The organism is Rahnella sp. R3(2024) (genome assembly GCF_042920125.1).
In the GTDB taxonomy this organism is placed as follows: domain Bacteria; phylum Pseudomonadota; class Gammaproteobacteria; order Enterobacterales; family Enterobacteriaceae; genus Rahnella; species Rahnella rivi.
Genome location: NZ_JBHGBU010000001.1, coordinates 4,037,206 through 4,061,694 on the forward strand (window position 1 = coordinate 4,037,206; position 24,489 = coordinate 4,061,694).

General features: G+C 56.5%; 24 protein-coding genes, 1 tRNA gene and 1 pseudogene. 14 read left to right on the plus strand and 12 right to left on the minus strand.

Features of this window, described 5'->3' with window-relative positions; all coding sequences use genetic code 11:
- The first annotated feature begins 7 nt into the window (after positions 1-7).
- Positions 8-1,162, plus strand: coding sequence for an ATP-binding cassette domain-containing protein (locus ABSH60_RS18425; protein WP_390975201.1), 1,155 nt, complete (start codon positions 8-10; stop codon positions 1,160-1,162).
- Positions 1,143-1,799, plus strand: a complete 657-nt coding sequence (locus ABSH60_RS18430) for a methionine ABC transporter permease (protein WP_056780917.1) — start codon at positions 1,143-1,145, stop codon at positions 1,797-1,799. The genes ABSH60_RS18425 and ABSH60_RS18430 overlap by 20 nt, the downstream gene beginning before the upstream one ends.
- Positions 1,800-1,841: 42 nt before the next feature.
- Here ABSH60_RS18430 and ABSH60_RS18435 read toward each other — a convergent pair whose 3' ends face one another.
- Entirely contained in the window at positions 1,842-3,155 is a 1,314-nt protein-coding gene (locus ABSH60_RS18435) for an FAD-dependent oxidoreductase (protein ID WP_390975204.1), read from the minus strand.
- A gap of 334 nt (positions 3,156-3,489) precedes the next feature.
- Between ABSH60_RS18435 and ABSH60_RS18440 the strand changes: the two genes are divergently transcribed.
- The 3 genes and pseudogenes from ABSH60_RS18440 to ABSH60_RS18450 all read left to right on the plus strand — a co-directional run bounded on the left by ABSH60_RS18440 (position 3,490) and on the right by ABSH60_RS18450 (position 4,290).
- Positions 3,490-3,642: a Hok/Gef family protein gene (locus tag ABSH60_RS18440; protein ID WP_072158177.1), complete on the plus strand. Its 153-nt coding sequence runs from the start codon at positions 3,490-3,492 to the stop codon at positions 3,640-3,642.
- Positions 3,643-3,766: 124 nt separating this feature from the next.
- Positions 3,767-3,988, plus strand: a pseudogene (locus ABSH60_RS18445) (type II toxin-antitoxin system RelE/ParE family toxin); the annotation flags it as partial.
- Positions 3,988-4,290, plus strand: coding sequence for a helix-turn-helix domain-containing protein (locus ABSH60_RS18450; RefSeq protein ID WP_390975206.1), 303 nt, complete (start codon positions 3,988-3,990; stop codon positions 4,288-4,290). The pseudogene ABSH60_RS18445 and the gene ABSH60_RS18450, both read left to right, overlap by 1 nt.
- Positions 4,291-4,376: 86 nt before the next feature.
- On the opposite strand, the gene ABSH60_RS18455 is transcribed toward ABSH60_RS18450, so the two are convergent.
- Positions 4,377-4,452 (minus strand) — tRNA-Asn (locus tag ABSH60_RS18455).
- A gap of 395 nt (positions 4,453-4,847) precedes the next feature.
- On the opposite strand from ABSH60_RS18455, the gene ABSH60_RS18460 reads away from it, so the two are divergent.
- From ABSH60_RS18460 to ABSH60_RS18490, 7 genes are all read left to right on the plus strand, one after another.
- Positions 4,848-5,720, plus strand: a complete 873-nt coding sequence (locus tag ABSH60_RS18460) for a MurR/RpiR family transcriptional regulator (RefSeq protein WP_056780909.1) — start codon at positions 4,848-4,850, stop codon at positions 5,718-5,720.
- Positions 5,721-5,747: 27 nt separating this feature from the next.
- Entirely contained in the window at positions 5,748-6,329 is a 582-nt protein-coding gene (gene ddpX, locus ABSH60_RS18465; RefSeq protein WP_056780906.1) for a D-alanyl-D-alanine dipeptidase, read from the plus strand.
- Positions 6,330-6,376: 47 nt separating this feature from the next.
- Complete coding sequence (locus tag ABSH60_RS18470; RefSeq protein WP_390975209.1) at positions 6,377-7,954, plus strand: ABC transporter substrate-binding protein; 1,578 nt, start codon at positions 6,377-6,379, stop codon at positions 7,952-7,954.
- A 62-nt stretch (positions 7,955-8,016) separates the two neighbouring features.
- Positions 8,017-9,033 carry an ABC transporter permease gene (locus ABSH60_RS18475; protein ID WP_122095541.1) on the plus strand — a complete coding sequence of 339 codons (1,017 nt, stop codon included), beginning with the start codon at positions 8,017-8,019 and terminating at the stop codon, positions 9,031-9,033.
- 3 nt (positions 9,034-9,036) lie between these two features.
- Positions 9,037-9,948, plus strand: coding sequence for a D,D-dipeptide ABC transporter permease (gene ddpC, locus ABSH60_RS18480; protein ID WP_056780896.1), 912 nt, complete (start codon positions 9,037-9,039; stop codon positions 9,946-9,948).
- A gap of 1 nt (position 9,949) precedes the next feature.
- Entirely contained in the window at positions 9,950-10,969 is a 1,020-nt protein-coding gene (locus tag ABSH60_RS18485) for an ABC transporter ATP-binding protein (protein WP_136375773.1), read from the plus strand.
- Complete coding sequence (locus tag ABSH60_RS18490) at positions 10,969-11,925, plus strand: oligopeptide/dipeptide ABC transporter ATP-binding protein (protein ID WP_390975212.1); 957 nt, start codon at positions 10,969-10,971, stop codon at positions 11,923-11,925. Before ABSH60_RS18485 ends, ABSH60_RS18490 begins: the two co-directional genes overlap by 1 nt.
- A 1,031-nt stretch (positions 11,926-12,956) precedes the next feature.
- Here the strand turns inward: ABSH60_RS18490 and ABSH60_RS18495 are convergent.
- Genes ABSH60_RS18495 through galB form a run of 4 tightly spaced genes read right to left on the minus strand, consistent with a single transcriptional unit; the run spans position 12,957 to position 16,454 of the window.
- Positions 12,957-13,859, minus strand: a complete 903-nt coding sequence (locus ABSH60_RS18495; RefSeq protein ID WP_390975214.1) for a DUF1932 domain-containing protein — start codon at positions 13,857-13,859, stop codon at positions 12,957-12,959.
- A complete protein-coding gene (locus tag ABSH60_RS18500; RefSeq protein ID WP_390975216.1) occupies positions 13,852-14,976 on the minus strand; it encodes a 4-oxalomesaconate tautomerase in 1,125 nt (374 codons plus the stop codon). Before ABSH60_RS18500 ends, ABSH60_RS18495 begins: the two co-directional genes overlap by 8 nt.
- 9 nt (positions 14,977-14,985) lie before the next feature.
- Positions 14,986-15,711, minus strand: a complete 726-nt coding sequence (locus tag ABSH60_RS18505; protein ID WP_056780883.1) for a 4-carboxy-4-hydroxy-2-oxoadipate aldolase/oxaloacetate decarboxylase — start codon at positions 15,709-15,711, stop codon at positions 14,986-14,988.
- A complete protein-coding gene (gene galB, locus ABSH60_RS18510; RefSeq protein ID WP_056781025.1) occupies positions 15,708-16,454 on the minus strand; it encodes a 4-oxalmesaconate hydratase in 747 nt (248 codons plus the stop codon). Before galB ends, ABSH60_RS18505 begins: the two co-directional genes overlap by 4 nt.
- 152 nt (positions 16,455-16,606) lie before the next feature.
- Here galB and ABSH60_RS18515 point away from each other — a divergent pair, with 152 nt between their 5' ends.
- Positions 16,607-17,821, plus strand: a complete 1,215-nt coding sequence (locus ABSH60_RS18515; RefSeq protein WP_056780879.1) for a LysR family transcriptional regulator — start codon at positions 16,607-16,609, stop codon at positions 17,819-17,821.
- A 1-nt stretch (position 17,822) separates the two neighbouring features.
- On the opposite strand, the gene aroQ is transcribed toward ABSH60_RS18515, so the two are convergent.
- The 6 genes from aroQ to ABSH60_RS18545 form a co-directional block, all read right to left on the minus strand.
- A complete protein-coding gene (aroQ, locus tag ABSH60_RS18520; RefSeq protein ID WP_390975219.1) occupies positions 17,823-18,263 on the minus strand; it encodes a type II 3-dehydroquinate dehydratase in 441 nt (146 codons plus the stop codon).
- A 14-nt stretch (positions 18,264-18,277) separates the two neighbouring features.
- Positions 18,278-19,111 (minus strand): amidohydrolase family protein, encoded by an 834-nt coding sequence (locus ABSH60_RS18525; protein WP_390975221.1) that lies wholly within the window; start codon positions 19,109-19,111, stop codon positions 18,278-18,280.
- Complete coding sequence (locus tag ABSH60_RS18530; RefSeq protein ID WP_056780868.1) at positions 19,108-20,370, minus strand: gallate dioxygenase; 1,263 nt, start codon at positions 20,368-20,370, stop codon at positions 19,108-19,110. The genes ABSH60_RS18525 and ABSH60_RS18530 overlap by 4 nt, the downstream gene beginning before the upstream one ends.
- A 121-nt stretch (positions 20,371-20,491) precedes the next feature.
- Positions 20,492-21,871, minus strand: a complete 1,380-nt coding sequence (locus ABSH60_RS18535; RefSeq protein WP_390975223.1) for an MFS transporter — start codon at positions 21,869-21,871, stop codon at positions 20,492-20,494.
- 320 nt (positions 21,872-22,191) lie between these two features.
- Positions 22,192-23,031 carry a diaminopimelate epimerase gene (gene dapF / locus ABSH60_RS18540; protein WP_390975225.1) on the minus strand — a complete coding sequence of 280 codons (840 nt, stop codon included), beginning with the start codon at positions 23,029-23,031 and terminating at the stop codon, positions 22,192-22,194.
- 73 nt (positions 23,032-23,104) lie between these two features.
- Positions 23,105-23,680, minus strand: a complete 576-nt coding sequence (locus tag ABSH60_RS18545; RefSeq protein WP_136377103.1) for a nuclear transport factor 2 family protein — start codon at positions 23,678-23,680, stop codon at positions 23,105-23,107.
- A gap of 205 nt (positions 23,681-23,885) precedes the next feature.
- Here ABSH60_RS18545 and ABSH60_RS18550 point away from each other — a divergent pair, with 205 nt between their 5' ends.
- Positions 23,886-24,470 (plus strand): GNAT family N-acetyltransferase, encoded by a 585-nt coding sequence (locus tag ABSH60_RS18550; RefSeq protein WP_390975227.1) that lies wholly within the window; start codon positions 23,886-23,888, stop codon positions 24,468-24,470.
- Positions 24,471-24,489: the final 19 nt, after the last annotated feature.

Below are 24,489 nucleotides of genomic sequence, written 5' to 3' on the forward strand. Positions count from 1 at the left end.
GTAAAGCATGACGATTATCTCTGAGATCGACGCGCATTTTACCGGTTCTTCCGCCGATGAACATCACGCCGGGGAAGCGCAGGTGAATGCGTTCGTAAGAGCTGAACGGACAGGCGCGGCTGAACATGCTGAAGACGTGGTGCAACTGCACCGCGTCAACCGCCGTTTCGCAAACACGCAGGCCCTCAAGGATGTGTCGTTAACCGTCAGGCGGGGAGAGATCCTCGGCCTTATCGGTCGCAGCGGGGCAGGGAAATCGACCCTGATCCGCTGCCTTAACGGACTGGAACAACCTGATGACGGCGTGATCAAAATCGAAGGGCACACCATCACCGGCCTTAGCGAAAAAGCGTTGCAGTCGGTGCGCAGCCGCGTCGGGATGGTGTTTCAGCACTTTAATTTACTGTCGGCCAAAACGGTTGAGCAAAACGTCGCGCTGCCGCTGAAAATTGCCGGTTACGACAAAGCACGCCGCCAGGCGCGGGTCGCCGAATTACTGGCACTGGTCGGGCTGGAAGATAAAGCCAAAAACTATCCGGCGGCGTTGTCCGGCGGGCAAAAACAGCGTGTCGGTATTGCCCGTGCGCTGGCCGCCAACCCGGCATTATTACTCTGCGATGAAGCCACCTCGGCACTCGATCCGGAAACCACGCGATCCATTCTGGCGCTGCTGCAATCCCTTAATCAAAAACTCGGCATCACCATTTTGCTGATCACCCATGAGATGGAAGTGATCAAAAAAATCGCCCACAGGGTGGCGGTGATTAACGCCGGTGAAATCATTGAGGAAGGGCCGGTCTGGCAGGTGTTTGCTCATCCGCAATCTCAGCTGACGCGCACGCTTTTACAGGGATTACTGCCCCAGTTGCCGGAGGCGCTGGCCGAACAGCTTTCGCCGGTACGTCAGGGCGAGGCGATTTACAGCGTGCATTATGCCGGGCAAGGCCGTCAGGGCGAGATCCTCACACTGATGGCGGCGGAACTGCCGGGGCAATTTCGTCTGATTCAGGGCGGCGTCGACCATATCCAGCATTACGCCGTGGTGCGTTTTTTCTTCTCTGTACCGGTTGATAATCCGGCGTCAGAGCAGGCTGTTTTACACTGGCTGCACCAGCACCAGGCAACCGTGGAGCTGACAGGCTATGTCTCCAGTAATGCTTGATTTATTGATTAACGCTGTCGAAGAAACACTGCTGATGACCGCCATCTCCGGGTTGTTCTCACTGATTGCCGGTTTGCCACTTGGTCTGATTCTGGTGATGAGCAGCCCTGGCGGCATTGCCGAAAACCGCTGGGTCAACCGCTCGCTGGGGCTGGTCATCAACGGTTTCCGTTCACTGCCTTTCATCATTTTGCTGGTGGCATTGATCCCGGTAACGCGCTTTCTGGTCGGCACGTCGCTCGGCACCTGGGCAGCCATTGTGCCGCTCTCCATTACGGCGACACCGTATTTTGCCCGCGTTGCCGAAGTCTCTCTGCGCGATGTCGATCGTGGCCTGATTGACGCCGTTCGTGCGATGGGCGCCAGTAAACTGCGCATCGTCTGGGACGTGCTGATCCCGGAAGCCTTGCCCGGTATTTTATCCGGATTCGTGGTGACGCTGGTGGCGCTGATTGGGGCGTCGGCGATGGCAGGGGCTATCGGCGCAGGCGGGTTGGGCGATCTGGCAATCCGTTACGGCTATCAGCGTTTTGAAACGGTGGTGATGATTGAAGTGATTGTGGTGCTGATTGTCATGGTCTGCGGCATTCAGTGGCTGGGCGATCGCATCGTGGCACGCGTCGATAAACGCCATTAAAAAAGCCGGTCGTCTGTGAATGGCGACCGGCCCGTTCAGTCATTACATTTCGCTGCGTGAGCGCCAGCGTTCACGCGCCATAAACCCTTTCACACCGATATCCAGGAACGGGCGCGGCGGCAGATAACTGGCGCGCCCAACCGTATGCATATCAGCCAGGAGCGGGTGATCTTCCCCCGTCGCATGATCCGCCAGCAACCGGCCAAAGGCGCTCTGCTTTGAGCTGCCGGAGCCGTTGCATCCCGCCGAAGAATAGACATTCTCCGACAGATTCCCCCACACCGGCGCACCGTTGCGCGTAATGCTGATCAATCCTGACCAGGTGTAGGCCATATTGACGTCCTGCAACTGCGGATAAATGCGGGCGAACAGTTCCTGATGACGTCGCGCATGGCGGCCGGTTTCTACCGCACCGGTCACCAGACCCGGCGTGAAATTAACATGCTCGCGGATCAGGAAGCGGTGATCGGCGGTATAGCGCAGCGTCGCGCCCGCCAGCGCATTCACCGGTGTTGAGCCCCAGGGCGAAATATCCCCGATCCGCTGGCGTTGTTCCGGCGTCAGCGGTTCAGTGAGCGTGGCAAACGTCGACATGGCAAACACGTTGCCTTTAAACAAGGGTAATCCGCGTGCCGCGCCATTAATCGCCAGCATCAGTTTGCGTGCCCTGACTTCTCCATGCGGGGTTTCCGCCCGGATCGCGCCTTGTGTATCAATCTGCAGCGCCGGAGAATTTGCATAGACGGTAACGTTCGGGGGCAGGGTCGCCACCAGCCCGCTGATAAGCGCCGCCGGATTCACCAGAATGCAGTTGGGCGTGTATACCGCACTGCGATAAAAACCTGTGCCCAGACGCTGTTTCAGCGCTGCGTTATCCAGCCGTTCAAAACGTTCGCCCAGCGTGGTGAGTTCGTCCTGATAGTGAGCGATGTCATCATCAAATTGTTCGCTCACCGCGCAGTGATATTTCCCGGCGTTCTGCCAGTCGCAATCAATACCGTGCTGATCGACAGTTTCTTTCAAATGCGCAAGACCAAACTGTAAAAGACGGCGGTAAGTCTGCGCCTGCTCGAGCTCAGCGGAGGTACTGCCAACCGTGTGCGGCAGGTCAATCACAAAACCGGAGTTACGCGCAGAGGCGTTATCCGCGACATCCAGCGCTTCGAGCACGACAACGTGTTCATGCGGGCGAAGCTCCGCAATACGGCGGGCAAACGCCAGCCCGGCAAACCCTGCGCCAATCACCAGCCAGTCAGCGGTTACTTTACCGTGCAACGCCGGATGGCGGGGCGTGTTACCGCGCACGGCGGCCCAGCCATTAATATTCTGATCAAGAGGTAAATGTTTAATTTTCATCGTTATGTGAGGTCGTTATCCCAGGTGGTTCGATCCTAATGGATAGACGTATAGATGTCTAATGCGGATTAGACATAACGATAGAGGGGTCAGTAAGGGCCGGTTAAAATTAGGACAAAGTGAACGAAAATCAGGCAGGGTTAACTTGATAGAATGCGCGCGGGTGCTTGAGGCTTATCTGGCTTGAGCAGCGTTGTGAAAGACATCATAGTTGTTCAAGGCATCATAAGAAGAAAGCCCCGAGGAGATTTTTCAATCAACCCGAGGCTATCACAACCATACCTAGACAATATGAGGATAGCCTCTTAAAAGCAGAAATGCAACGGAGGGCAAGATGTCGCGAAAGCTTGTGTTACACGGACTCATCGTGGTTTGTTTCACATTGCTGGCCTGGACCTGGATGGTGCGTGATTCGCTGTGCGAATTGCATATTAAGCAGGGGAAAACAGAAATTGCGGCAGTCTTAAGCTACGAAATTAAGAGCTAACCGTAAGGTGGGGTTCGCCCCACCTTTTTGGTTGTTGTCGACGTATGTTAGCCTCAGGCACCCATTCTTTAACATTACCCTGCCTATTCTGGAAGCTGTATTCCGTATTGGAAACATCCCACTTGTTCATCACTCCCGGCATCGCAATATGAAAGAATTGCGCATCCAAAGTAAGGGCGATCCCCTTCGGGCGTTTTATGCTTTTGATCCTTTGCGCAGAGGTATTTTACTTTGCGCGGGAAACAAAGTGGGTAATGAAAAACGATTTTATGAAGTCATGATACCGGTCGCCGACAATGAATTTACACGGCACCTGAATACGATAAAAGAAAAGGAATTGCCTTAATGAGCAGAACTCTTGAACAGCTACTGGCATCCGTAAAACCTGAAGTTGCTGCACAAGCGCAGGCGATGGCCGTTGATATTTTGATTACCCTTGAGCTGGCCGAACTGCGTGAAAGAATGAATAAAACACAATGTGAGATGGCTGAAGCGTTGGGCATTAAACAGCCTACGGTTGCCGGTATGGAAAAGCCGGGCCGTGACCTGAAATTGTCGACGTTGAAACGTTATGTTGAAGCAGCAGGTGGCAAGTTGCGCCTGGAAATCGATTTGCCGGATGGCACTCATTTTGAATTTGCGATGTAACCGCATGGCCTGACCTGCACGAATTCGTGCACATAATCAGAATGCAAAAAGCCCGCTTAAGTTTCCTTAAGCGGGCTTTTCTAATTTGGCTCCTCTGACTGGACTCGAACCAGTGACATACGGATTAACAGTCCGCCGTTCTACCGACTGAACTACAGAGGAATCGTTTGAACGGGGCGAATAATAACGACTGCCCGTGGGCATGTCAAAGGGTTAACGAAAAAAGATGACCGACTGCTTTCTTAATATCCAACCTGTTGACTATTAAGACAAAGTGATTGATTCCTCGTCTTCAAATTGCCTTGTCTGCCTCTGCGTGCGCGGAGGATGCACTAAAAGTACACACAAGCTGCCTGTTTGTTGTGCACCTCTCGCTCATCCGGCGGTTCTGCAAAAGAACCAGGCCGGGTTTTTAGCGACTTTCCGGCCTGAACGTCCCCTGATTCAAGATCTGCTGCACAAATTTCGCTCATTTGTCGGGATTGGCACACCCCGTGCATTGTTATTTAACTAACAAGAGCTAGTTTTATGACAATAAAGCAACACGGAGTTAACCAATGCAGCCAGCGCAGGATGTGATTGAACAAATCGAAGCCTCGTTCGCCGTGCAGACGCCAACCGGCAAGCGCATCGCCAGTTATCTGCTGGCAAATCTGGCGCAGATCCCGTTTGAGACGGCGGACAGCATCGCGCGCAGCGCAGCGACCAGCGGCATTTCCGTCGGGCGTTATCTGCGCAGCCTGGGCTATCGCAATCTGGATCACTTCAAGCAAACGCTGCGCCTGCAAAGCGGCACCGCCTATCAGCCGTGGGTGGTGACCGACCGCCTTGGCGCATATCGCGAGCGCAGCAAACAGCCGCAGCAGGAAAAGCTCCGGCAGTCACTGACGCTCGAACTTGAAGCCATCAATCATGTGTATCAGCTGGCACAGAGCGACAGCTTTGCACAGATCAGCCGGCGTCTGGCCGATGCGGAGGCCGTATTCATTCTCGGGATCCAGTCCGTGCGCGGCATCGCCAACAATTTTTCCAGTTATCTCGAATACTTACGCCCGAAAGTCTATTTCGCCGACGGCCTGTCCGGCACCTATGTTGAATCGCTGAATTCGGAATTCGCGCAGCCTTATCTGGTGGTCACCGACACCCGTGCGTATTCAAAAATGGCGCAAACCTATTGCGAAGCGGCCTGCGAACGCGGGCTGAATGTCGCGCTGATCACCGACATTTACTGCCCGTGGGCGCGCGATTATCCGGTGGATTTGTTGCAGGTGAAAACCGACACCGGCCAGTTCTGGGATTCGATGGCGCCACTCAGTTGCCTGTTCAACCTGCTGTGTTCGGCGGTGCTCGAACTGCGCGGTAACGACGTGGAGCAGCGTCTGGCGAATAACCGGATTTTACAAAAACAGCTCGGACAATTTGAATCCTAACCTTCACACCAGCGGACAGATTTATTGATGAACACAAAAACACCTGATATCGCCCTGATCGATCTGGCAGAGGTTTTACCCGATGCCGTCATCGACCTGAAATATGCCACGGCAGATAACCTGACCGGTCAGCCGATTTATCGCGAATCGCGCTGCCTGTTACACCCTGATGCGGCTGCTGCACTGGTGCGCTGTAACCAGGTGGCAAAACTGGCCGGCTTTACCCTGAAAATTTACGACGCTTACCGGCCACAGGCGGCGCAGGCCTGTTTGTGGGCGGCGTTTCCAAACCCGGATTATGTGGTGGATATCAGACTCGGTTCGCACCACAGCCGCGGGGTGGCGGTGGATCTGACCCTGCTGGATGAGCAGGGCAACGTGGTGGATATGGGCGCGGGCTTTGATGAAATGACCGAAGTTTCGCACCCGTTTTATCCCGATTTACCGCCGCACATTCAGCGTAACCGCCTGTTACTTAACGCCGTGATGGCGGCGGGCGGCTTTAAAGGTATCACCAGCGAGTGGTGGCACTTTGAATTACCGGATGCCAAAACGTATCCGTTGTTGGAAGAGCGGTTCGGCTGCTTTCCGCCGGTGAATGCCGCGTAATCATTGCACGTCTCTTATCACTTTTTGACAGAGCCAGGAGTTCTCCGATGAGCAACACAGCAATCAACACGTTCCGCAAAAATACCAAGACACAGATCGCCGGTGCCATTTTTCTGGCCTTGTCAGGCTTAAGTTTTGCCGCCCAGGCCGCCGTGCCGAAAGACATGCTGGTGATTGGTAAAGCGGCGGATCCGCAAACGCTGGATCCGGCGGTGACCATTGACAACAACGACTGGACGGTGACCTATCCGGCCTATCAGCGTCTGGTGCAGTACAAAACCGAAGACGGTAAAGGCTCAACGCAGGTGGAAGGCGATCTGGCGGCAAGCTGGACGGCTTCACCCGATCAACTGGTCTGGACCTTTAAACTCAAGCCCGGCGCCAAATTTGACGATGGCACCGACGTCAATGCCGACGCGGTGAAATGGTCCTTTGAGCGTCTGATGAAAATCGGTCAGGGTCCGTCGGAAGCTTTCCCGAAAGACATGACGGTGACGGTGGTGGATCCGATGACGGTCACCTTTACGCTGAAAACGCCGTTCGCGCCATTCCTCTACACGCTGGCCAATGACGGCGCAGGCATCGTCAACCCGGCGATTGCCAAAGCCAATCCTGCCGACGAAGGTAAGGCGTGGCTGGCCGGTCATACCGCCGGTTCCGGCCCTTATAAGCTGGATCGCTGGCAGAAAGGTCAGCAACTGGTGCTGGTGCCGAACCCGCATTACAACGGCGCGAAACCGGCGTTCAAACGCGTGACCGTGAAAATTATCGGTGAAAGCGCCACCCGTCGCCTGCAACTGTCGCGCGGCGATCTGGATATCGCCGATTCCCTGCCGATGGATCAGCTGGCGGCACTGAAGAAAGAGGGCAACGTTGCTGTCGAGGAATTCCCGTCGCTGCGCGTGACCTATCTCTATCTCAATAATGCCAAAACGCCGCTCAATCAGGTGGATCTACGCCGCGCGATTTCCTCTGCCGTGGATTATCAGGGCATGGTGAAAGGCATTCTCGGTGGCAATGCCAAACAGATGCGCGGGCCAATTCCTGAGGGCATGTGGGGTTTCGACCCGACGGCTAAGCAATACACCTTAGATCTGACGCAGGCTAAATCCGATCTGGAGAAAGTCAAAGACAAACCGCAGACGCTGGATTTCCTGTATTCCGATAACGATCCGAACTGGGAATCTATCGCGCTTGCCGTGCAGGCGAGCCTCGGTCAGGCCGGTATCAACGTGAAGCTGGAAAAACTGGCGAATGCCACCATGCGCGACCGCATCGGGCAGGGCGATTACGACATCTCCATCGGTAACTGGAGCCCGGATTTCGCTGACCCGTACATGTTCATGAACTACTGGTTCGAGTCCGATAAAAAAGGCCTGCCGGGTAACCGTTCTTTCTACGCCAACCCTGAGGTCGATGCCTTACTGAAAAAAGCGGTGTCGGTGACCGATCAGAAAGAGCGTACCGGTTACTACCAGCAGGCGCAGAAAATCGTTATCGACGAAGCAGCGTACGTTTACCTGTTCCAGAAAAACTATCAGGTGGCGATGAACAAAGACGTGAAAGGCTTTGTTTTCAACCCGATGCTGGAGCAGGTGTTCAACGTGGGGCAAATGCACAAGTAACAGCGGCATCATTCACGAAAGCCCCTTTCAGGATCTGAAGGGGGTTTTACGGGGAAAACACTATGACTTTTTGGACGTTGATCCGCCAGCGTTGCTGGGGCCTGATACTGGTGATGGCGGGCGTTTGCGTGATCACTTTTATCATCTCGCACATGATCCCCGGTGATCCGGCGCGGTTACTGGCGGGCGATCGCGCAAGTAATGAAATGGTCGAGCATATCCGTGAGCAACTCGGGCTGAACCAGCCGCTGTATGTACAGTTTTTCCGTTATGTCAGTGATTTGCTGCACGGTGATTTAGGCACGTCGATCCGCACCGGACGTCCGGTGCTGGAAGACCTGAAAGCCTTCTTCCCGGCGACGCTGGAGCTGGCGGTCAGCGCGCTGTTTCTGGCGATTGTGCTTGGCATTCCGCTGGGCGTGTTGTCGGCGGTATACCAGAATAAATTTCCCGATCATCTGGTGCGTTTGCTTTCCGTACTGGGCATTTCCACGCCTGCATTCTGGCTGGGGCTGGGCGTCATCATCCTGTTTTACGGCCATCTGAACCTGCTGCCGGGCGGCGGAAGGCTCGACGACTGGCTGGATCCCCCTGCTGATATCACCGGTTTTTATGTGCTCGACTCCCTGCTGACCGGCAACTGGGAGACGTTCTGGAACAGTCTGCAACATCTGGCGATGCCTGCGCTGACGCTGGCGTTCGTCCATATGGGCATCGTGGCGCGGCAAATTCGCTCGGCGATGCTGGAGCAACTGAATGAAGATTACATCCGCACGGCGCGTGCCAACGGGCTTTCGCGCTGGCGGGTGATCCTCAGCCACGCCTTGCCGAACGCGCTGATCCCATCGGTGACGGTGCTCGGGCTGGCGATGGGCGATTTACTCTACGGCGCGGTGCTGACCGAAACCGTTTTTGCCTGGCCGGGCATGGGCGCGTACGTGGTGAATTCGATTCAGGCGCTGGATTTCCCGGCGGTGATGGGCTTTGCGGTGGTGGTGTCGTTTGCGTACGTCATCGTCAATTTGTGTGTGGATTTACTGTATGTGTGGATCGATCCGCGCATTGGCCGTGAGGGGTGAGGCATGTCTGTGATTGAACCGGGCGTCAATAATCACCGGGCCGATATTGTGGCACCGGACGTCAAACCGCGTTTCGCCAGCTGGCGGCGCACATTCCATCTGCTGAGCCGCAGCCCGCTGACCCTGCTCGGGCTGGCGATCATGCTGATCGTGCTTTTCATCATGATTTTCTCGCCGTGGCTGGTACCGCACGACCCGAACGCCATCAGCCTGACCGACCGGCTACAGGCACCTTCCGCGCTGCACTGGTTTGGCACGGATGAAGTCGGGCGCGATCTGTTCAGCCGCGTACTGATTGGCAGCCAGCAGTCGGTGGCGGCAGGGCTGGCGGTGGTGATTATCGCGGGCAGCATTGGCTCGTTGCTCGGCTGTTTTTCCGGCGTGGTCGGCGGTCTGGTGGATGCGCTGATCATGCGCTGCATGGACATCATGCTCTCGGTGCCGTCGCTGGTATTAACCATGGCGCTGGCCGCCGCGCTCGGGCCAAGTCTGTTTAACGCCATGCTGGCGATTGCCGTGGTGCGCATTCCGTTTTATGTGCGGCTGGCGCGCGGGCAAACGCTGATGCTGCGTCATCAGGCATATATGCAGGCCACGCGCACATTCGGCGCGTCGCGCTGGCATCTGATTACCTGGCACGTTTTACGCAACGTTATGCCGCCGCTGGTGGTGCAGGCTTCACTGGATATCGGCACCTCGATTCTGATGGCGGCGACGCTCGGCTTTATCGGCCTCGGTGCGCAGCAACCGACCGCAGAATGGGGCGCGATGGTGTCTAACGGCCGTAATTATATTCTCGATCAGTGGTGGTATTCGGCATTCCCCGGCGTGGCGATCCTGATCACCGCCACCGGTTTTAACCTGTTCGGCGACGGTCTGCGCGACCTGCTGGATCCGAAAAGCAGAGGGCGCTGACATGACTGAGCAAACCCACGGGCCGGTACTGGAAATCGACAAGTTGCAGCTGGTCTTTCCGGTCTACGGCGGCGAAGTAAAAGCACTGAATCAGGTGTCACTGTCGGTCAGTGCCGGTGAAATTGTCGGCGTGGTCGGTGAGTCCGGTTCGGGCAAATCGGTCACCGCGATGATGGCGATGCGCCTGTTGCCGCCCGACGGTTTTACCGTCACCGGCGGCGAATTACGCATGCTCGGCACCGACGTGGTGCGCGCCAGTGAAGAGCAGATGCGTACTTTGCGCGGCGCACGCGTAGCGATGATTTTTCAGGAGCCGATGAACGCCCTGAACCCGACGCGCAAAATTGGCCGTCAGATGTGCGAAGTCATCTGCCTGCATCAGAAACTCAGCAAGGCGCAGGCGTGGCAAAAAGCCATCGGGTTACTCGATGACATGCAGATCGCCGACGCGGAGCAGGTGATGACCCGCTATCCGTTTGAACTCTCCGGCGGTATGCGCCAGCGGGTGTTAATCGCCATGGCCTTTTCCTGCGAGCCGGAACTGATTATCGCCGACGAACCGACGACGGCGCTGGATGTCACGGTGCAGCGTCAGGTGCTGCGGTTACTCCAGCGCAAAGCCCGCGCCAGCGGCACCGCCGTGTTATTTATCACCCATGACATGGCGGTGGTGTCGCAGCTGTGCGACAGGGTTTACGTGATGTACGCCGGGCACGTGATCGAAAGCGGCAACACCACGGATGTGATCGACACGCCGTCGCACCCGTATTCCATCGGCCTGTTGCAGGCGGCACCGGAAAACGGCACCCCCCGCAGCCTGCTGAAAGCCATTCCCGGCACGGTGCCGAATCTGTCAAAACTGCCACAGGGCTGTGCGTTTCGCGGGCGGTGTCATTATGCCGATGACCGCTGTTTAACCACGCCGGAACTTACCCCGCTGGCCCGGCATCCGCAGCAATCCGTTGCCTGCTGGCATCCGCAGCGTGAAATCCGCATCCAGCCGATTGAGGAGCTTTCCTGATGATTGATGAAGCGTTAGTCGAACTCCAGGATGTGCGCGTACGTTTTCCCGCAAGCTTTAACTGGCGCGGTAAACCGACCGGTTATGTGCACGCGCTGAACGGGCTGGATCTCAATATTATCCGTGGCGAAACCTTAGGGATTGTTGGCGAATCCGGCTGCGGAAAGAGCACGCTGGCACAATTACTGATGGGCTTACAAAAGCCGAGCAGCGGGGAAATCCACCGCGCTCGCCACGACAATTCGTGGTTCGGTTCCGGGATGCAGATGGTGTTTCAGGATCCGCAATCGTCGCTGGATCCGCGTCTGCCTGTCTGGCGGATCATCACCGAGCCGGTGTTCGTGCAAAAACACAACAGCAGCCGCGAACGTCGTGAACTGGCCGCCACGCTGGCGGAACAGGTAGGTATTCGCAAAGAGTACCTTGACCGTCTGCCGCATGAATTTTCCGGCGGTCAGCGTCAGCGTATATCTATTGCCCGCGCGTTATCTTCAGAGCCAGACATCATTGTGCTGGATGAACCGACCTCCGCGCTGGATATTTCGGTACAGGCGCAAATCCTCAATTTGCTGGTAGAACTGCAACGCCAGCGCAACCTGACCTACGTGCTGATTTCTCATAACGTATCCGTCGTGCGCCACATGAGCGACCGCGTGGCGGTGATGTATCTGGGGCAAATCGTTGAACTGGGCGCAGCAGAAAAAGTGCTGACCGAACCGCAGCATCCCTATACCCGGTTGCTGCTCGATTCCGTTCCCCGCGCCGGGCGGCAGCTCGATGACGGAATAGTGGATAAGAAAGGGGAGTTACCCAGTAACCGAAATCTGCCGATGGGGTGTTATTTCCGCGAACGCTGCCCGCTGGCCGGCGACGGCTGCCAGATGCCGCAGGATCTTGTCTGCGGGGCAGACGGGGTGGTGGCGAGGTGTCATCGGGTTATGCCGGGGCGGGTCTAAAGACGCTTTTTTAATTTCAAGGTCAACGTCGTGGGTTGCCACTCACACGGGCCTTAAGGTCAAAACCGTGGGCGTCGGCCCACACCGACTTGGGGGGCGGCATATCGCCGCCGCCCCCCAAGACCCCCGGGCTCTTTTACTGCGCGCTATCGCAGGAACGACGGACATGTTCCGCAGCTATCGTGAGTGGCGCAAATCCAGGTGCTTCGCACTGCCTTCTCTCGGTCTTCGAGCCATAGGTCTCGAAGCCGCTCCGTTCAGCTGGATTTTGAGCACGCCAGTTAACTTTTTGAAAAGATGAGAATCAGTCTGCTTTTGAATTTAAGATCGTGCGTGCGATTCGGAAATCTCGCTGAGTGAGAGGTTGCAGACCCGAGTTTTGAAAAGATGAGAATCAGTCTGCTTTTGAATTTAAGATCGTGCGGGCGATTCAGAAATCACGCTGAGTGAGAGGTTGCAGACCAGAGTTTTGAAAAGATGGGAGTCAGTCTGCTTTTAAATTTAAGATCGTGCGGGCGATTCAGAAATCTTGCTGAGTGAGAGGTTGCAGACCAGAGTTTTGAAAAGATGGGAATCAGTCTGCTTTTAAATTTAAGATCGTGCGGACGATTCAGAAATCTTGCTGAGTGAGAGGTTGCAGACCAGAGTTTTGAAAAGATGAGAATCAGTCTGCTTTTGAATTTAAGATCGTGCGGGCGATTCAGAAATCTCGCTGAGTGAGAGGTTGCTGACCAGAGTGTTGAAAAGGTGAGAATCAGTCTGCTTTTGAATTTAAGATCGTGCGGGCGATTCAGAAATCTTGCTGAACGGAGCGGCCTGGAGACCCAAGGCTCCAGGACCGAGAGAAGGAACCGCGCAGCGGCAAGATTTCCAGCCTGTCGCCGTGCTACCTGAAACATAGCCAGCGAGCGGTAGCGCGCAGTAAAAGAGCCGGAGATTCTCAAGAGGCGCGGCGATAGGCGCCTCTTGAGGCCCGTGTGGGTGGCAACCCACGGTTTTGACTTTAAGGCCGGTAACCCCCGCCCCCGATCTTATGATCGGTTCCCATCACCACGATGCAAAATATCCACGGTTTTCTCCCACTCAAACGGCTCCAGATCCGAATACCGGATCCCCTTCGCGGCCAGCGCATCCACCAGCCCTTGCTGGGCCAGCACCGTGCCGGAACTCATGTTCGGCGCGACGCCGACATCCGCGAGTGTTTTCACCACTTCGCGCATCTCCTCGGCGCGGCGTTTGCCGTGCTCAGCGATGCGGCTGATGAGATAGTGCGGCAACTGTGCGTCCCAGCCGAGTGACGGAAAGCTGGCGTGCAGCGAGGCCAGCACTTCATTCTCCACGCCGTACTGGCGCGCGGCGCTCAGGCATTCGGCGGTCAGGGCTTCGAGGCCTTTGATCATCACGCTGCGGCACATCTTAATGGCGGAAGCTTCTCCGACGGCGGTGCTGTGGACTTTGCTGTTAAATCCGTTTTCGTTCAGCCATTCGCTGATGGCGTAAACATGCGTGCCGCCCAGCAGCAACGGGGTTTTCAGCCGCGCAGGCGGGTAGGGTGCCATGACGGCAACGTCAATGTAGTGGCCGCCCGCCTGTTCAATCAGTGCCATCGCCTCGCGTTTGGTGTTCGGCGAAACAGAATTCAGATCGAGAAAAAACTGTCCGGGCGCGAGATGCGGGGCGACGGCTTCGGCCACCTTCAGCGCTTCGGCGGCGGTCACGGCAGAGAACATGACCTGGCTGTTTTTTACGGCGTCTTCCACAGACAGCGCAAAGCTCACTCCGGCGTCACGGGCGCGCTGGCGTATCACCGCTGAGTCGCTTTGCTTATCAAAGGCCACGATATCCAGCGCCGGATTTTGGTTTTTTAAATCCGTTGCCAGAATCGTGCCGACCTCGCCGAGGCCAATTAGAGAAATGCGGGTGACGTTATTCATGTTGCGGTTCCTGATGTTCGTCCTGATGGCCGTCCCACACGCTGGCGGGGATGGCGACAAGGCCTTCAAAAATCAGGCGCGCGGTGCGTAACAGCGCGCAGCCTCGGAGGCGCTGTGCGCCGGTTTGAGTCGGATCGAGTTGTAGTTCCACACTGAACTCGCCGGTCGGGTGTTCGACGCTGACCCGCGGCGTGTCGCCGCAGGGCGTATGCGCCAGTCCTTCGGTGATGCTGCCGGGGATCAGGCAGGCGCTGGCGACACTCACCGCGCCGAGCACGCCAATGGAGGCATGGCAGCGGTGCGGAATAAATGTCCGGCTGGAGATGGCGCCGCCGTTTCGCGGCTCAGCGATCAGCGTCATTTTCGGTACGGTGCGTTGCGAGACATCGCCGAGATTCATTTTCGGACCCGCCTGCAAGCGGATCGACTCGAGACGCTGTTTCAGGTCCGTATCGGCATCCAGTTGTTCGCGGGTTTCATAGCCGCTGCGACCGACATCGGCGGCGCGCAGCAGGATCACCGGCATACCGTTGTCGATGCAGGTGACGTCGATGCCGTCGAAGGTATCGCGGGCGTTGCCGGTGGGCAGTAACGCCCCGCAACTGGAACCGGCGATATCGGCAAATTCGACGCTGATTTTAGCCGCCGTGCCGGGTACCCCGTCGATGCGCAATTTCCCCTGATAACAGACTTCGCCGTCTCTGACCGGCACATGCGCGGTGGCAATCTGCCCGGTGTTTTCCATAAAAATACGCACCGGCGTGATGCCGTCCAGCGGGCTGACCAGCTGCTTTTCGAGGGCGAACGGGCCAACGGCGGCCAGAATATTGCCGCAATTTTGTCCGTAATCCACCCCCGCTTTATCGACATTCACCTGTGCAAACAGATAATCGACGTCGGCATCAGGCCGTGCGGAAGGGCGGATAATCGCCACTTTGCTGGTCAGCGGATCCGCACCGCCGAGGCCGTCAATCTGGCGCGGATCAGGGGAGCCCATCACTGCCAGCAGGACGCGATCACGCAACGTTTCATTTTGTGGCAAATCAGCGGCCAGGAAAAACGCCCCTTTCGAGGTGCCGCCGCGCATCAGCAGGCAGGGGATCCGGGTCTGTGGCATATCTGCTCCTCAGCACTTTTCGGCCTGTTCTGCTTCTTCGGTGGAATCGAAATATTTCAGCCCTTTTTCTGCCAGACGCGGGCGCATGTTGTAGATATCCAGCCCGAGTTCGCCGTCAGCCATTCTGGCGCGTTTGCTTTCTTCCAGCATTTCCCGTTCGCGGCTGGCCTGCGCCACCCGGGCGACGTCTTCACGACGCACCACCACCACGCCGTCATCATCGGCCACGATGGCATCGCCCGGATACACCAGTTGCCCCGCACACACCACCGGCACGTTCACGGAACCGAGCGTTTCCTTGATGGTGCCCTGCGCATGAACCGCCCGCGACCAGACGCGAAATCCCATGTCGCGCAGGGTTTTGGTATCTCGCACCCCGAGATCGGCCACCAGCCCGACCACGCCGCGCGCTTTGAGCGACGTTGCCAGCAAATCACCGAAGAAGCCGTCAGAACATGGCGACGTCGGTGCGACCACCAGAATATCTCCCGGCTGACACTGTTCGACAGCCACGTGGAACATCCAGTTATCGCCCGGCGCGGTCAGCACGGTGACAGCGCTGCCGGAAATCGCGCAATCTTGCTGGATCGGACGGATACCCGCCTCCAGCAAGCCTTTACGGCCCTGCGCTTCATGTACCGTCGCGACACCGAAGGCCGCGAGTGCGGTAACGTCCGCTTTATCTGCCCGTGGGATATGACGAACCACGACGCCTTTTTTACCGACAAGACTCATGCTAAATCCTCCGTCACGCGCGGGAAGATGCTCTGATAACCTTCGCCGTAAACGATGTTTTTGGCGCTGGTGATGCCGACGTTACGTTTCGCCTGCACGCCGCGCTGCTGGGCGACGCGGGTGTAGTATTCCCACAAATGTTCCTGACCGGCCATGCACTGAATGGCCTGATATTTTTTGTCCCAGACGTCGGTGATATCGAGCAGCACGTCGGGTTTCCAGTCGCACTGTTCCGGCTGATGTGGCTCAAAACAGTACACCGGTGGCGCGCCGACGATGGTTTCGCCCGGCTTATACCCCTCTGCCTGTGCGATAATCCGCGCTTCCTGCGCCAGATGCGTCGCCATAGGGTGATCGTAGTTGTACGGGTCTTTCAGGGAATGGGTCAGCACGAAATGCGGCTGCACACGGCGGTAAACGTCGGCCAGGCGGAACAGCGATTCTTTGTCAGCACGCAGCGGATAATCGCCCATATCGAAAAATTCAACGGTGGCACCGAGAATTTCAGCGGCGGCCATCGCTTCTTCGCGACGCGAGGCTTTCACCACGTCTTCGGTCATATTGCCTTTGCGCCACAGTTTGGCGGATTCACCGCGTTCGCCGAACGACAGGCAAACGATGTGCACGGCGTAACCGGCCTGGGTATGTTTGGCGATGGCACCGCCCGCACGCCAGACGAAATCGGCGGAATGGGCGCTGACAACTAATGCGCTTTTAGCATCATCTTTTTTGGGCTGAGTCATGAGGGTGTCCTTGGTTTTATTGTTCTCAAAATGTCTGAGTTCCATGCTGTCAGCCAACGTGCGTGACGGGTAATTCATTTGATTGCAGGGGGTATGCGTTTTATTTATATTGCAGGGAGGTGTCACGCAAAAAAACCAGGAGGGAGAAGGAGATGGCTGAAGCTGAGATGCTGAGTAACCTGATGCAAATACGGGCATTTTGTCAGGTGGTCGATCAGGGGAGCGTATCCCGTGCGGCAGATGAACTGTACCGCACCCAGTCGGCGGTCACGCGGGCTATCCGTGACCTGGAACAGTTTCTCGATGTGCCGCTGTTTGAGCGCCACGCCAACGGCATGTTGCTGACGGATTTCGGCAAATGCGTCTTGCCTCGCGCCCGGCGGGCCATTGCCGAGCTGCGCCAGATCCCGTCGCAGCTGGCGAAATTGCAGGGCAAAAGCGGCCAGCGGCGGGGCGATACTGAACCGCTGTATCTGTTTAACGTCCGGCGTCTGCAAATCTTTATCTCTTTGTGCAACACGCGGCATATGCAAACGGTGGCGACCCTGCTTGGCCTGAGTCAGCCTGCGGTCAGTGCCGCGCTGAAGGTGCTGGAAAACGGTGCCGGTCTGGCGCTGCTCGAACGTACGCCGCACGGCATGATGCCGTCGCTGGCGGGGCAGGATATCCTGCCGAATCTGCGCCGGGCACTCAACGAGCTGCGGCACATTCCCGCCGATCTTGCGGCACGCCGCGGCGTGCTGGAAGGGACGGTGCAGGTTGGGGCGTTGCCGCTTGGCCGCACGCGGTTACTGCCGCAGGCGATCATCGGGCTGACGCAGCGTTACGGCGGGGTAAAAGTGGTCACTAATGAAAGCGCGTTCAGTGCGCTGGCCTCTGAGCTGCGTTCCGGCGAAGTAGATTTTATTTTTGGCGCACTGCGTTCCAGCGATTACGCGGCTGATATGGCGACCGAAACCCTGTTTACCGAAAGCATGGTGATTCTGGCGAGAAAGGGGCATCCGTTGCTGGCAGAAACCGTGACGCAGGAGCATTTGCGCAAAGCGCGCTGGGTGTTGCCGCGCGCCGAAACCCCCGCCCGACGCCTGCTGGATAACAGCTTTGCGGCCATGGACATGCCGCCGCCTGACCCGGTAGTGGAAAGTGGCGATCTGGGTATTGTGCGCGGGTTATTGCTCGGTTCCGACATGCTGGCAGCGGTGTCTGCCCGCCAGCTGGAACACGAGCTTGAATCCGGCGAACTGGTCAAACTGCCGCTGGAACTGGCCGATACGCACCGCGCCATTGGCCTGACGTTTCGCGCCGGAAGCCTGTTATCACCGGCGGCCGGCGCGCTGGTCGAGGAGATCAGAAAGGTGTGCGGCTAAATTACTTCTTCAGATTCACCACTGCCTGCCTGATGGCATATTCATACCCCTGAATGCCAAACCCGCAGATCACGCCGACGGAGACGTCGGAGAGAAAGGAGTGATGGCGGAAGGCATCGCGTTTGTGCACGTTGGTGATGTGCACTTCGTACAGCGGCAGGCTGACGGCGGTCACCGCGTCGCGCAGGGCGACGGAGGTGTGCGTCCAGGCGGCAGCATTCAGGACGATGGCCTCCGCGTTGCCGCGACAGGCCTGAATGCGGTCAATCAGCTCGCCTTCGTGATTGGTCTGGAAGAAGTCGATGGTTGCGCCGCAGCTTTCGCCGGTCTGATGACACAGTTTTTCGACAGTCGCCAGCGTGTCGTGACCGTAGGTTTCCGGCTCGCGCGTGCCGAGCAGATTGAGATTCGGGCCGTTAAAGACGGCGATTTTATAATTCATGGTCTTTCCTTTCTTCAGTCATCCGTAAATCCAAACAACGCTTTCGGCGTCTGCCACAAAATCTGCTGACGGGTTTTTTCGTCGGGGAATAATTGCTCCACCAGCATCAGCAACGTGCCGAGATCCATCCGGTGTTCCGCCCGCAGGAACGGCCAGTCAGAACCCCACATGCAATGCTCAGCGCCAAAGGCATTGAGCAGTGCATGCTGATAGGCGTGTCCGTCCTGATAAGGGAAAGGCTGGCGGCTGAACTTCGCTAGGCCCGAGAGTTTCACCCAGGTGCGTTGCTGGTCAGCCAGGCCGAGAAGTGCCTGAAACGCCGGTTGTTGCAGGCCCTGCGTGACATCAGGGCGGCCGGAGTGATCAATCAGCAGCCGCGTTTTGTTGCGGTTGATCAGCGGCAGCAGCGCCAGCAGCTGATCGTTTTGCACCTGAATGGCCGCGAACAGTTCCAGTTCGGCAAGACGCCCCATCAGTGCGTCGAGATGCAGAAACGGCTCCGTGCCGAGCATCGCCACATTCATGGCGATGCCGACCACACCGGCCTGTTTCAGGCTGGCGAGTTGCTCAATGCTTAAATCAAACGGCACCACGGCGATGCCTTTGAAGCGGCCTTTTCCTTTTTTCAGCGCATCCAGCAGACAGGTGCTGTCGGTGTTGTAACCTGACGTCGGGCCGACAATCAGCGAGTGGCGGATGTTGTACGCCTGCATCACGGCGCGATAATAATCGGTGGTGCCGATCTCGTGCCCTTGTGGACGATAAGGCGTGTCCGGAAGGTACGGGAAGCGCGCCGGATCAAACACGTGGTGATGCGTGTCGATCTTAGGTTGCTCAAAAATCGTCATGCTTTCGCTTTACCTGCTACTGAATAGAGAACTTGTTGATTGCGGGTTTTCTGGAATTCTTCCAGCGTTTCGCCGCGCATCGCGGAATAAATATGTAAGTTGGAGACGCCGACCACCGCGCCGAGTTTTTCCAGGAGGAAGAAGCTGACGCCATAATGGATCATGCCGCGCCAGTCGAGTTCGCGCAGAAGTGTTTGTTCCTCGCCGGTCAGCTTCGTTTCCGCGAACAGCGCATGCTGATCGGTGAGGAAACGTTCGCGCCACGCAGGCTGGATCAGACGGTGCAGGAACCGGTTGATGCGCAGGGCTTTCAGACTGCGCGCCTGGGTGAACGGATAGGTGCCCGGCAACTTTTCAACCCCCGCCATTTGCTGCGCGATTTTGTCACGCTGGCGCTGCTGCACGTCATACGGGGCTTCGCGGGACTGATTCTCAAGGATCAGCGTGGCGATACCGGTCATCGACGGCAGGTAATAGGCCTGATGCAGTTTCTTCACGTTGGCAGATAACGCCCCGCGCATCACCAGCCACATGATCACTTCTGCGCCTTCCATGCCGCCCAGCGTGGCGAATTCCGCCAGCGTCATTTCGGTCAGACGCTCCGGGTCGTTAACGATCATATCGACAAACTGTTCATCCCACGCCGGGTTGTTAAAACCACAGCGTTCGCCGTGTACCTGATGGGAAACGCCGCCGGTGGCGACAATCGCTACGTTCAGATCTTCGGGAAAACTTTCAATGGCGCGGCGCAGCGCCTGACCGAGTTTGTAACAGCGGCGGGCGGTGGGAATAGGGAACTGCAACACGCCGATTTGCAGCGGGACGATTTGCGTTGGCCAGCCGCCTTCGTGCGGCATCAGGGCAGAAAGCGGCGAGAACAGGCCGTGATCCAAAGGCTTATCCTGAAAGAAGGACATATCAAATTCGTCCGCCATCAGGCTGGCGCCAATATGCTGCGACAGCGCCGCATGGCCTTTGACCGCAGGCAAATCGCGCGCGCCACCGCCTTCATCGGCCACTTCATAATGATCGTCAATACCCAGCGTAAATGCCGAATAGTGATCGAAGAAAAACGACGTGACGTGGTCGTTGAAAATGTAGACCAGCGCGTCAGGTTTCTTTTCTTCGAGCCATTTTTGCATCGGCGCAAAGCTTTCGAAAATCGGCGCCCAGGCACTCTCATCCTGCTTATTGTGGTCAACCGCAAAACCGATGGTCGGGGTATGTGAAACTGCTAAACCGCCTATGATTTTCGCCATCTTAAATCCTCAATACTTTTTGTAGGGTAACCGCGACGCCAATGTCGCGCCGCGTGAGTGATGTGTCTGACTTAGGTTTCTTATTCTTGTGTTTCTAATTATAAGGTGGCTAATCCAGAGACTAGCGGATATTCAGGGTGCGCGACAACTCCGGGATGTCAGTAATATCAACGCCTTTGATCATCTCGGCCGGGTGCGCCGCGCGGTGCAAAAGAATGCTCAGACCCGCCAGCAAGGCAGGCAGCGCCAGAATAATAAAGATCATGTTTTGGCCGGAGAAAACGCCGAGCAGGACGCCGCCCAGTGATGAGCTGATGATCGCGCCGCTGCGCCCGATGCCGTGCATCCAGCAGACGCCGGTGGCACGCATTTCGGTCGGGTAGAAGGCCGGAGAAAAGGCCTGCAAGCCGGTCTGAGCGCCGTTAATGCACACGCCGCTGATGAACACCAGCAGGGCGAGAATGTCCGGGCCGAAGTTGCCGATGCCCTGCGAGAGCAGGCTGACCACGCCCATCATGTAGAAGCCTGCGATGACGCGCTTGGCAATGAATCTGTCCATCAACCCGCCGACCATCAGGCCGCCGAAGGTGCCGCCCAGCTGGAACAAACCGGCGACGATGGCCGCGCGCTCCAGTGAGAATCCGCCGTTACGCATAATGGTTGGCAGCCAGCCGTTGAGCAGATAAATCACGAACAGCCCCATGAAATAGGTGACCCACAAGACAATCGTGCCCTTTGCATAGCCGTTGGCGAACAGCTGGAAGACTTTGGCTTTTTTCTGAATCACCGGGGCTTTAAGCACAAATTTGGTGCCTTCGCTGAACACGCCACCGGCGCGGGTCAGCACTTTGGCGATTTTCTCTTTCGCTACGTTGCGGACCACCATGTACATGGCGGATTCCGGCAGGATCCACATCAGCAGAGGCAGCATTAGCAGAGGCAGGATCCCGCCCGCAAAAATCACCGCTTTCCAGCCAAAATGCGGCAGCAAACCGGCGGCAACAAAACCGCCTGCGCCGGAACCGACGTTAAAGCCGCTGTACATCACGGTGATCATCAGGCTGCGGCGGCGTTCGGGCATATATTCCGACACCAGCGTCACGGTATTAGGCATCACCGCCCCTAAACCGAGGCCAGTGAGAAAACGCAGGATCGCCATTTCCAGCGGCGTGCGGGCAAAGGTGCTCAGCAGGCTGAACAGCGCGAAACAGAGAATCGACCACATCAGCACCCGTTTGCGACCGAACCGGTCTGCATTTGGTCCGGCAATCAGCGCGCCGATCGCCACACCAAACATGGCGGCGCCTAAAATCGGGCCCATTTCTGCACGGCTGATACCCCAGTCTTCGATCAGCGCCGGGGCGATAAAGCCCATCACCGCGGCGTCGTAACCGTCGAACATAATGATGATGAAACACAGGGACAGGACCACCCATTGATATTTGGATATCGGGCGGTCATCTATCCAGGCTTTCACGTCCACGATGGAGTTGTTGCTCATAGGGTACGCTCTCTGTTTTTTTAATTAATATGTGATCGGATTAAAACTTTGAAAAAAATTTCACTGACCGGCTTAGCACGCAGAACGGTCGCGAAGGGTTTTTATTAAGATTATTTTATTTGTTAAACAATGAGTTGGTTATTCATTGTGGTGCTTCCTGATAACCAACTTAGGGGCTGGAAAGCGCGCTGTCTGCCATAAAATCATTATGCAGGTATGAGTTTTATTTATATGAAGGCATAAAAAACGGCAGACAGGCTGCCGTGATGCAAAGCGTTAATCAGCAAAGAGGAGGAAAGTGAACACTGCACACCACCGGGCTATGCAGGCATATCCCAGAAACAGTCGCTGTCGAGCGTGACGGACGCGATTTTTTGCACCGGCCCGCGCATGTTGACCTGAAAATCGCCGCTGAAACGGATGGCAAGTTTTCCGCCCGGCATATGCACCGTGACATTTTCGTCCACCAGCCCCAGTTTGTGCATCGCGCTGGCCGCTGCACAACTGCTGCTGCCGGACGCCAGCGTATACCCGGCGCCGCGCTCCCAGATGCCGATACTGATGTTGCTTCTGTCCAGCACTTGCACGAACTGCACGTTGGTCCGTTTCGGGAAAATTGCCAGTGTTTCAATTTCCGCGCCGAGTTGTTTCACGACATCCAGATCCAGTTTTTCAACGCGGATCACGCAGTGCGGATTACCCATGGAAACCAGTGTCGCGCAAAGATGATGGCCGCCCGCAACCAGCGGCAGCGCGAGGGCTTCATCACCTTCAACATTGGCCGGTAAGGCCGCCGGGGAGAATTTTGCCTGGCCCATATCGACAATCACCTGATGCGCGTCTTCGGTCACTTCGCAACGCACCTGGCCACCGGAGGTGTTCACCAGAAAGGGCTCATGGGATACGCGGCCGGTATCAAACAGGTAGCGGGCGTAAATGCGCAGTCCGTTGCCGCTTTTCTCAGCCTCAGAACCGTCGGGATTGATAATGCGCAGCGAGGGGATGTCGGCGTCGTCATGGTCGATCAGCAAACCGTCGGAACCGATGCCGTAATGACGGTCGCAGATGCGCCGGATTTGCTCATGGCTGAGCTGGGCGGCGACGCTGTGATGGCAGACCAGATAATCGTTACCCAGTCCGTGATAGCGGTGAAAAATCATTGTGGCAGCTCCGGAAGTATTCATCATTGATATGAATAGATTTAATCGGAAACTGCCCATTTGTCAGCTAATTTCAGGCATGCAACCACGCCAGGCCTTCAGCCTTCATCTCTTTTTCGAGCTGGCTGAATTTCGTGGCGAAAATGCGCTTTACCGGAAAGCCGCTCTGTTCCAGCAGATAAGCCAGCGGCGCATATTCACGCGGGTATTTCGCGACGATGGATTGATCAATCTCCACCAGACCTTGCGGGAAGGTAAAAGTCCCCATGTCATAAACAGACTGGCGTTTTACGATGCGCCACACGCCGTCTCGTTTTTCGATCAGATCATAAAAGCGGTTGTGGTTGCTGCAACCAATGCCGAGTTTGACGTTTTCGCCGACAATCATCGCGTTGGTTTCTGCAATGGCGCGGTTACCGTTAAAGGTGATGACGGGTGAGGCTATCAGGTGTTTCGTCACAAGATCAGAACCGCCCATCTTTTTTGAGCCTTCCACAAACTGGCTGAAGATGCCTTCAAACCAGGTGACTTCAATGGTGCCGTCATCATGGAAAAGTTCAAGCAGCTGATCCCACTGGGATAAATCGCGGTGGATCCAGCCGTTCATCAGGTCGGCTATATCTTGCTGGTCTTGCAGTGCAGGGGTCATGGTAAGGCTCCGAAATAAACAGGGAACTTATGCTACATTTTAAATAGTCACTAATGCAACTATACCTTAAGTTATTTGTTTGCCAGATGTAACCAACGTCATGATTGTTGGCGCTTGCGGGGCGGGAATTTATTTCAAAAGGCTCGTCGGGTGTGATACTAAGAACATTCACGCCGAATAAACAGCCATAAACAAGGAGTTATGCATGGATACGTTTACTGTCCCCGTGGTTACCCCGCCGTTAACGATGACCACGCCGCGTTTGATCCTGCGCCAGTGGCAGGAAAGCGATTTTGGCCCGTTCGCTGCGATGAATGCGGATCTACAGGTGATGGAATTTTTCCCGTCAGTGCTGACCCGGGAGAAAAGCGACGACATGGCAATGCGCTGTCGTGATTTGATTGCCGAACGCGGCTGGGGGATCTGGGCAGTAGCGTTGCGTGAAACGGGCGAGTTTATTGGCTTCGTCGGGTTGCATACGCCGGGCTATGGCCTGCCATTCACGCCATGTATTGAAATTGGCTGGCGCCTGCGGGCAGATACATGGGGTAAAGGGTATTGCAGTGAAGCCGCGCGGGCGGCGCTCGATGCCGGTTTTAACGTGCTTGGGCTGAAGGAAATTGTGGCGTTTACTGCGTTGCCCAATCTGCGCTCGCAGGCGGTGATGAAGAAAATGGGTATGGTGTGTGATCCCACTGAAAACTTCAAACATCCGGCGGTGGCTGCGGGAGACTGGCTGGAGGAGCACTGCCTGTACCGGCTTTCTAAGGGGGCATGGCAAGCCACCTGATACAATATTGAGGGGCGGC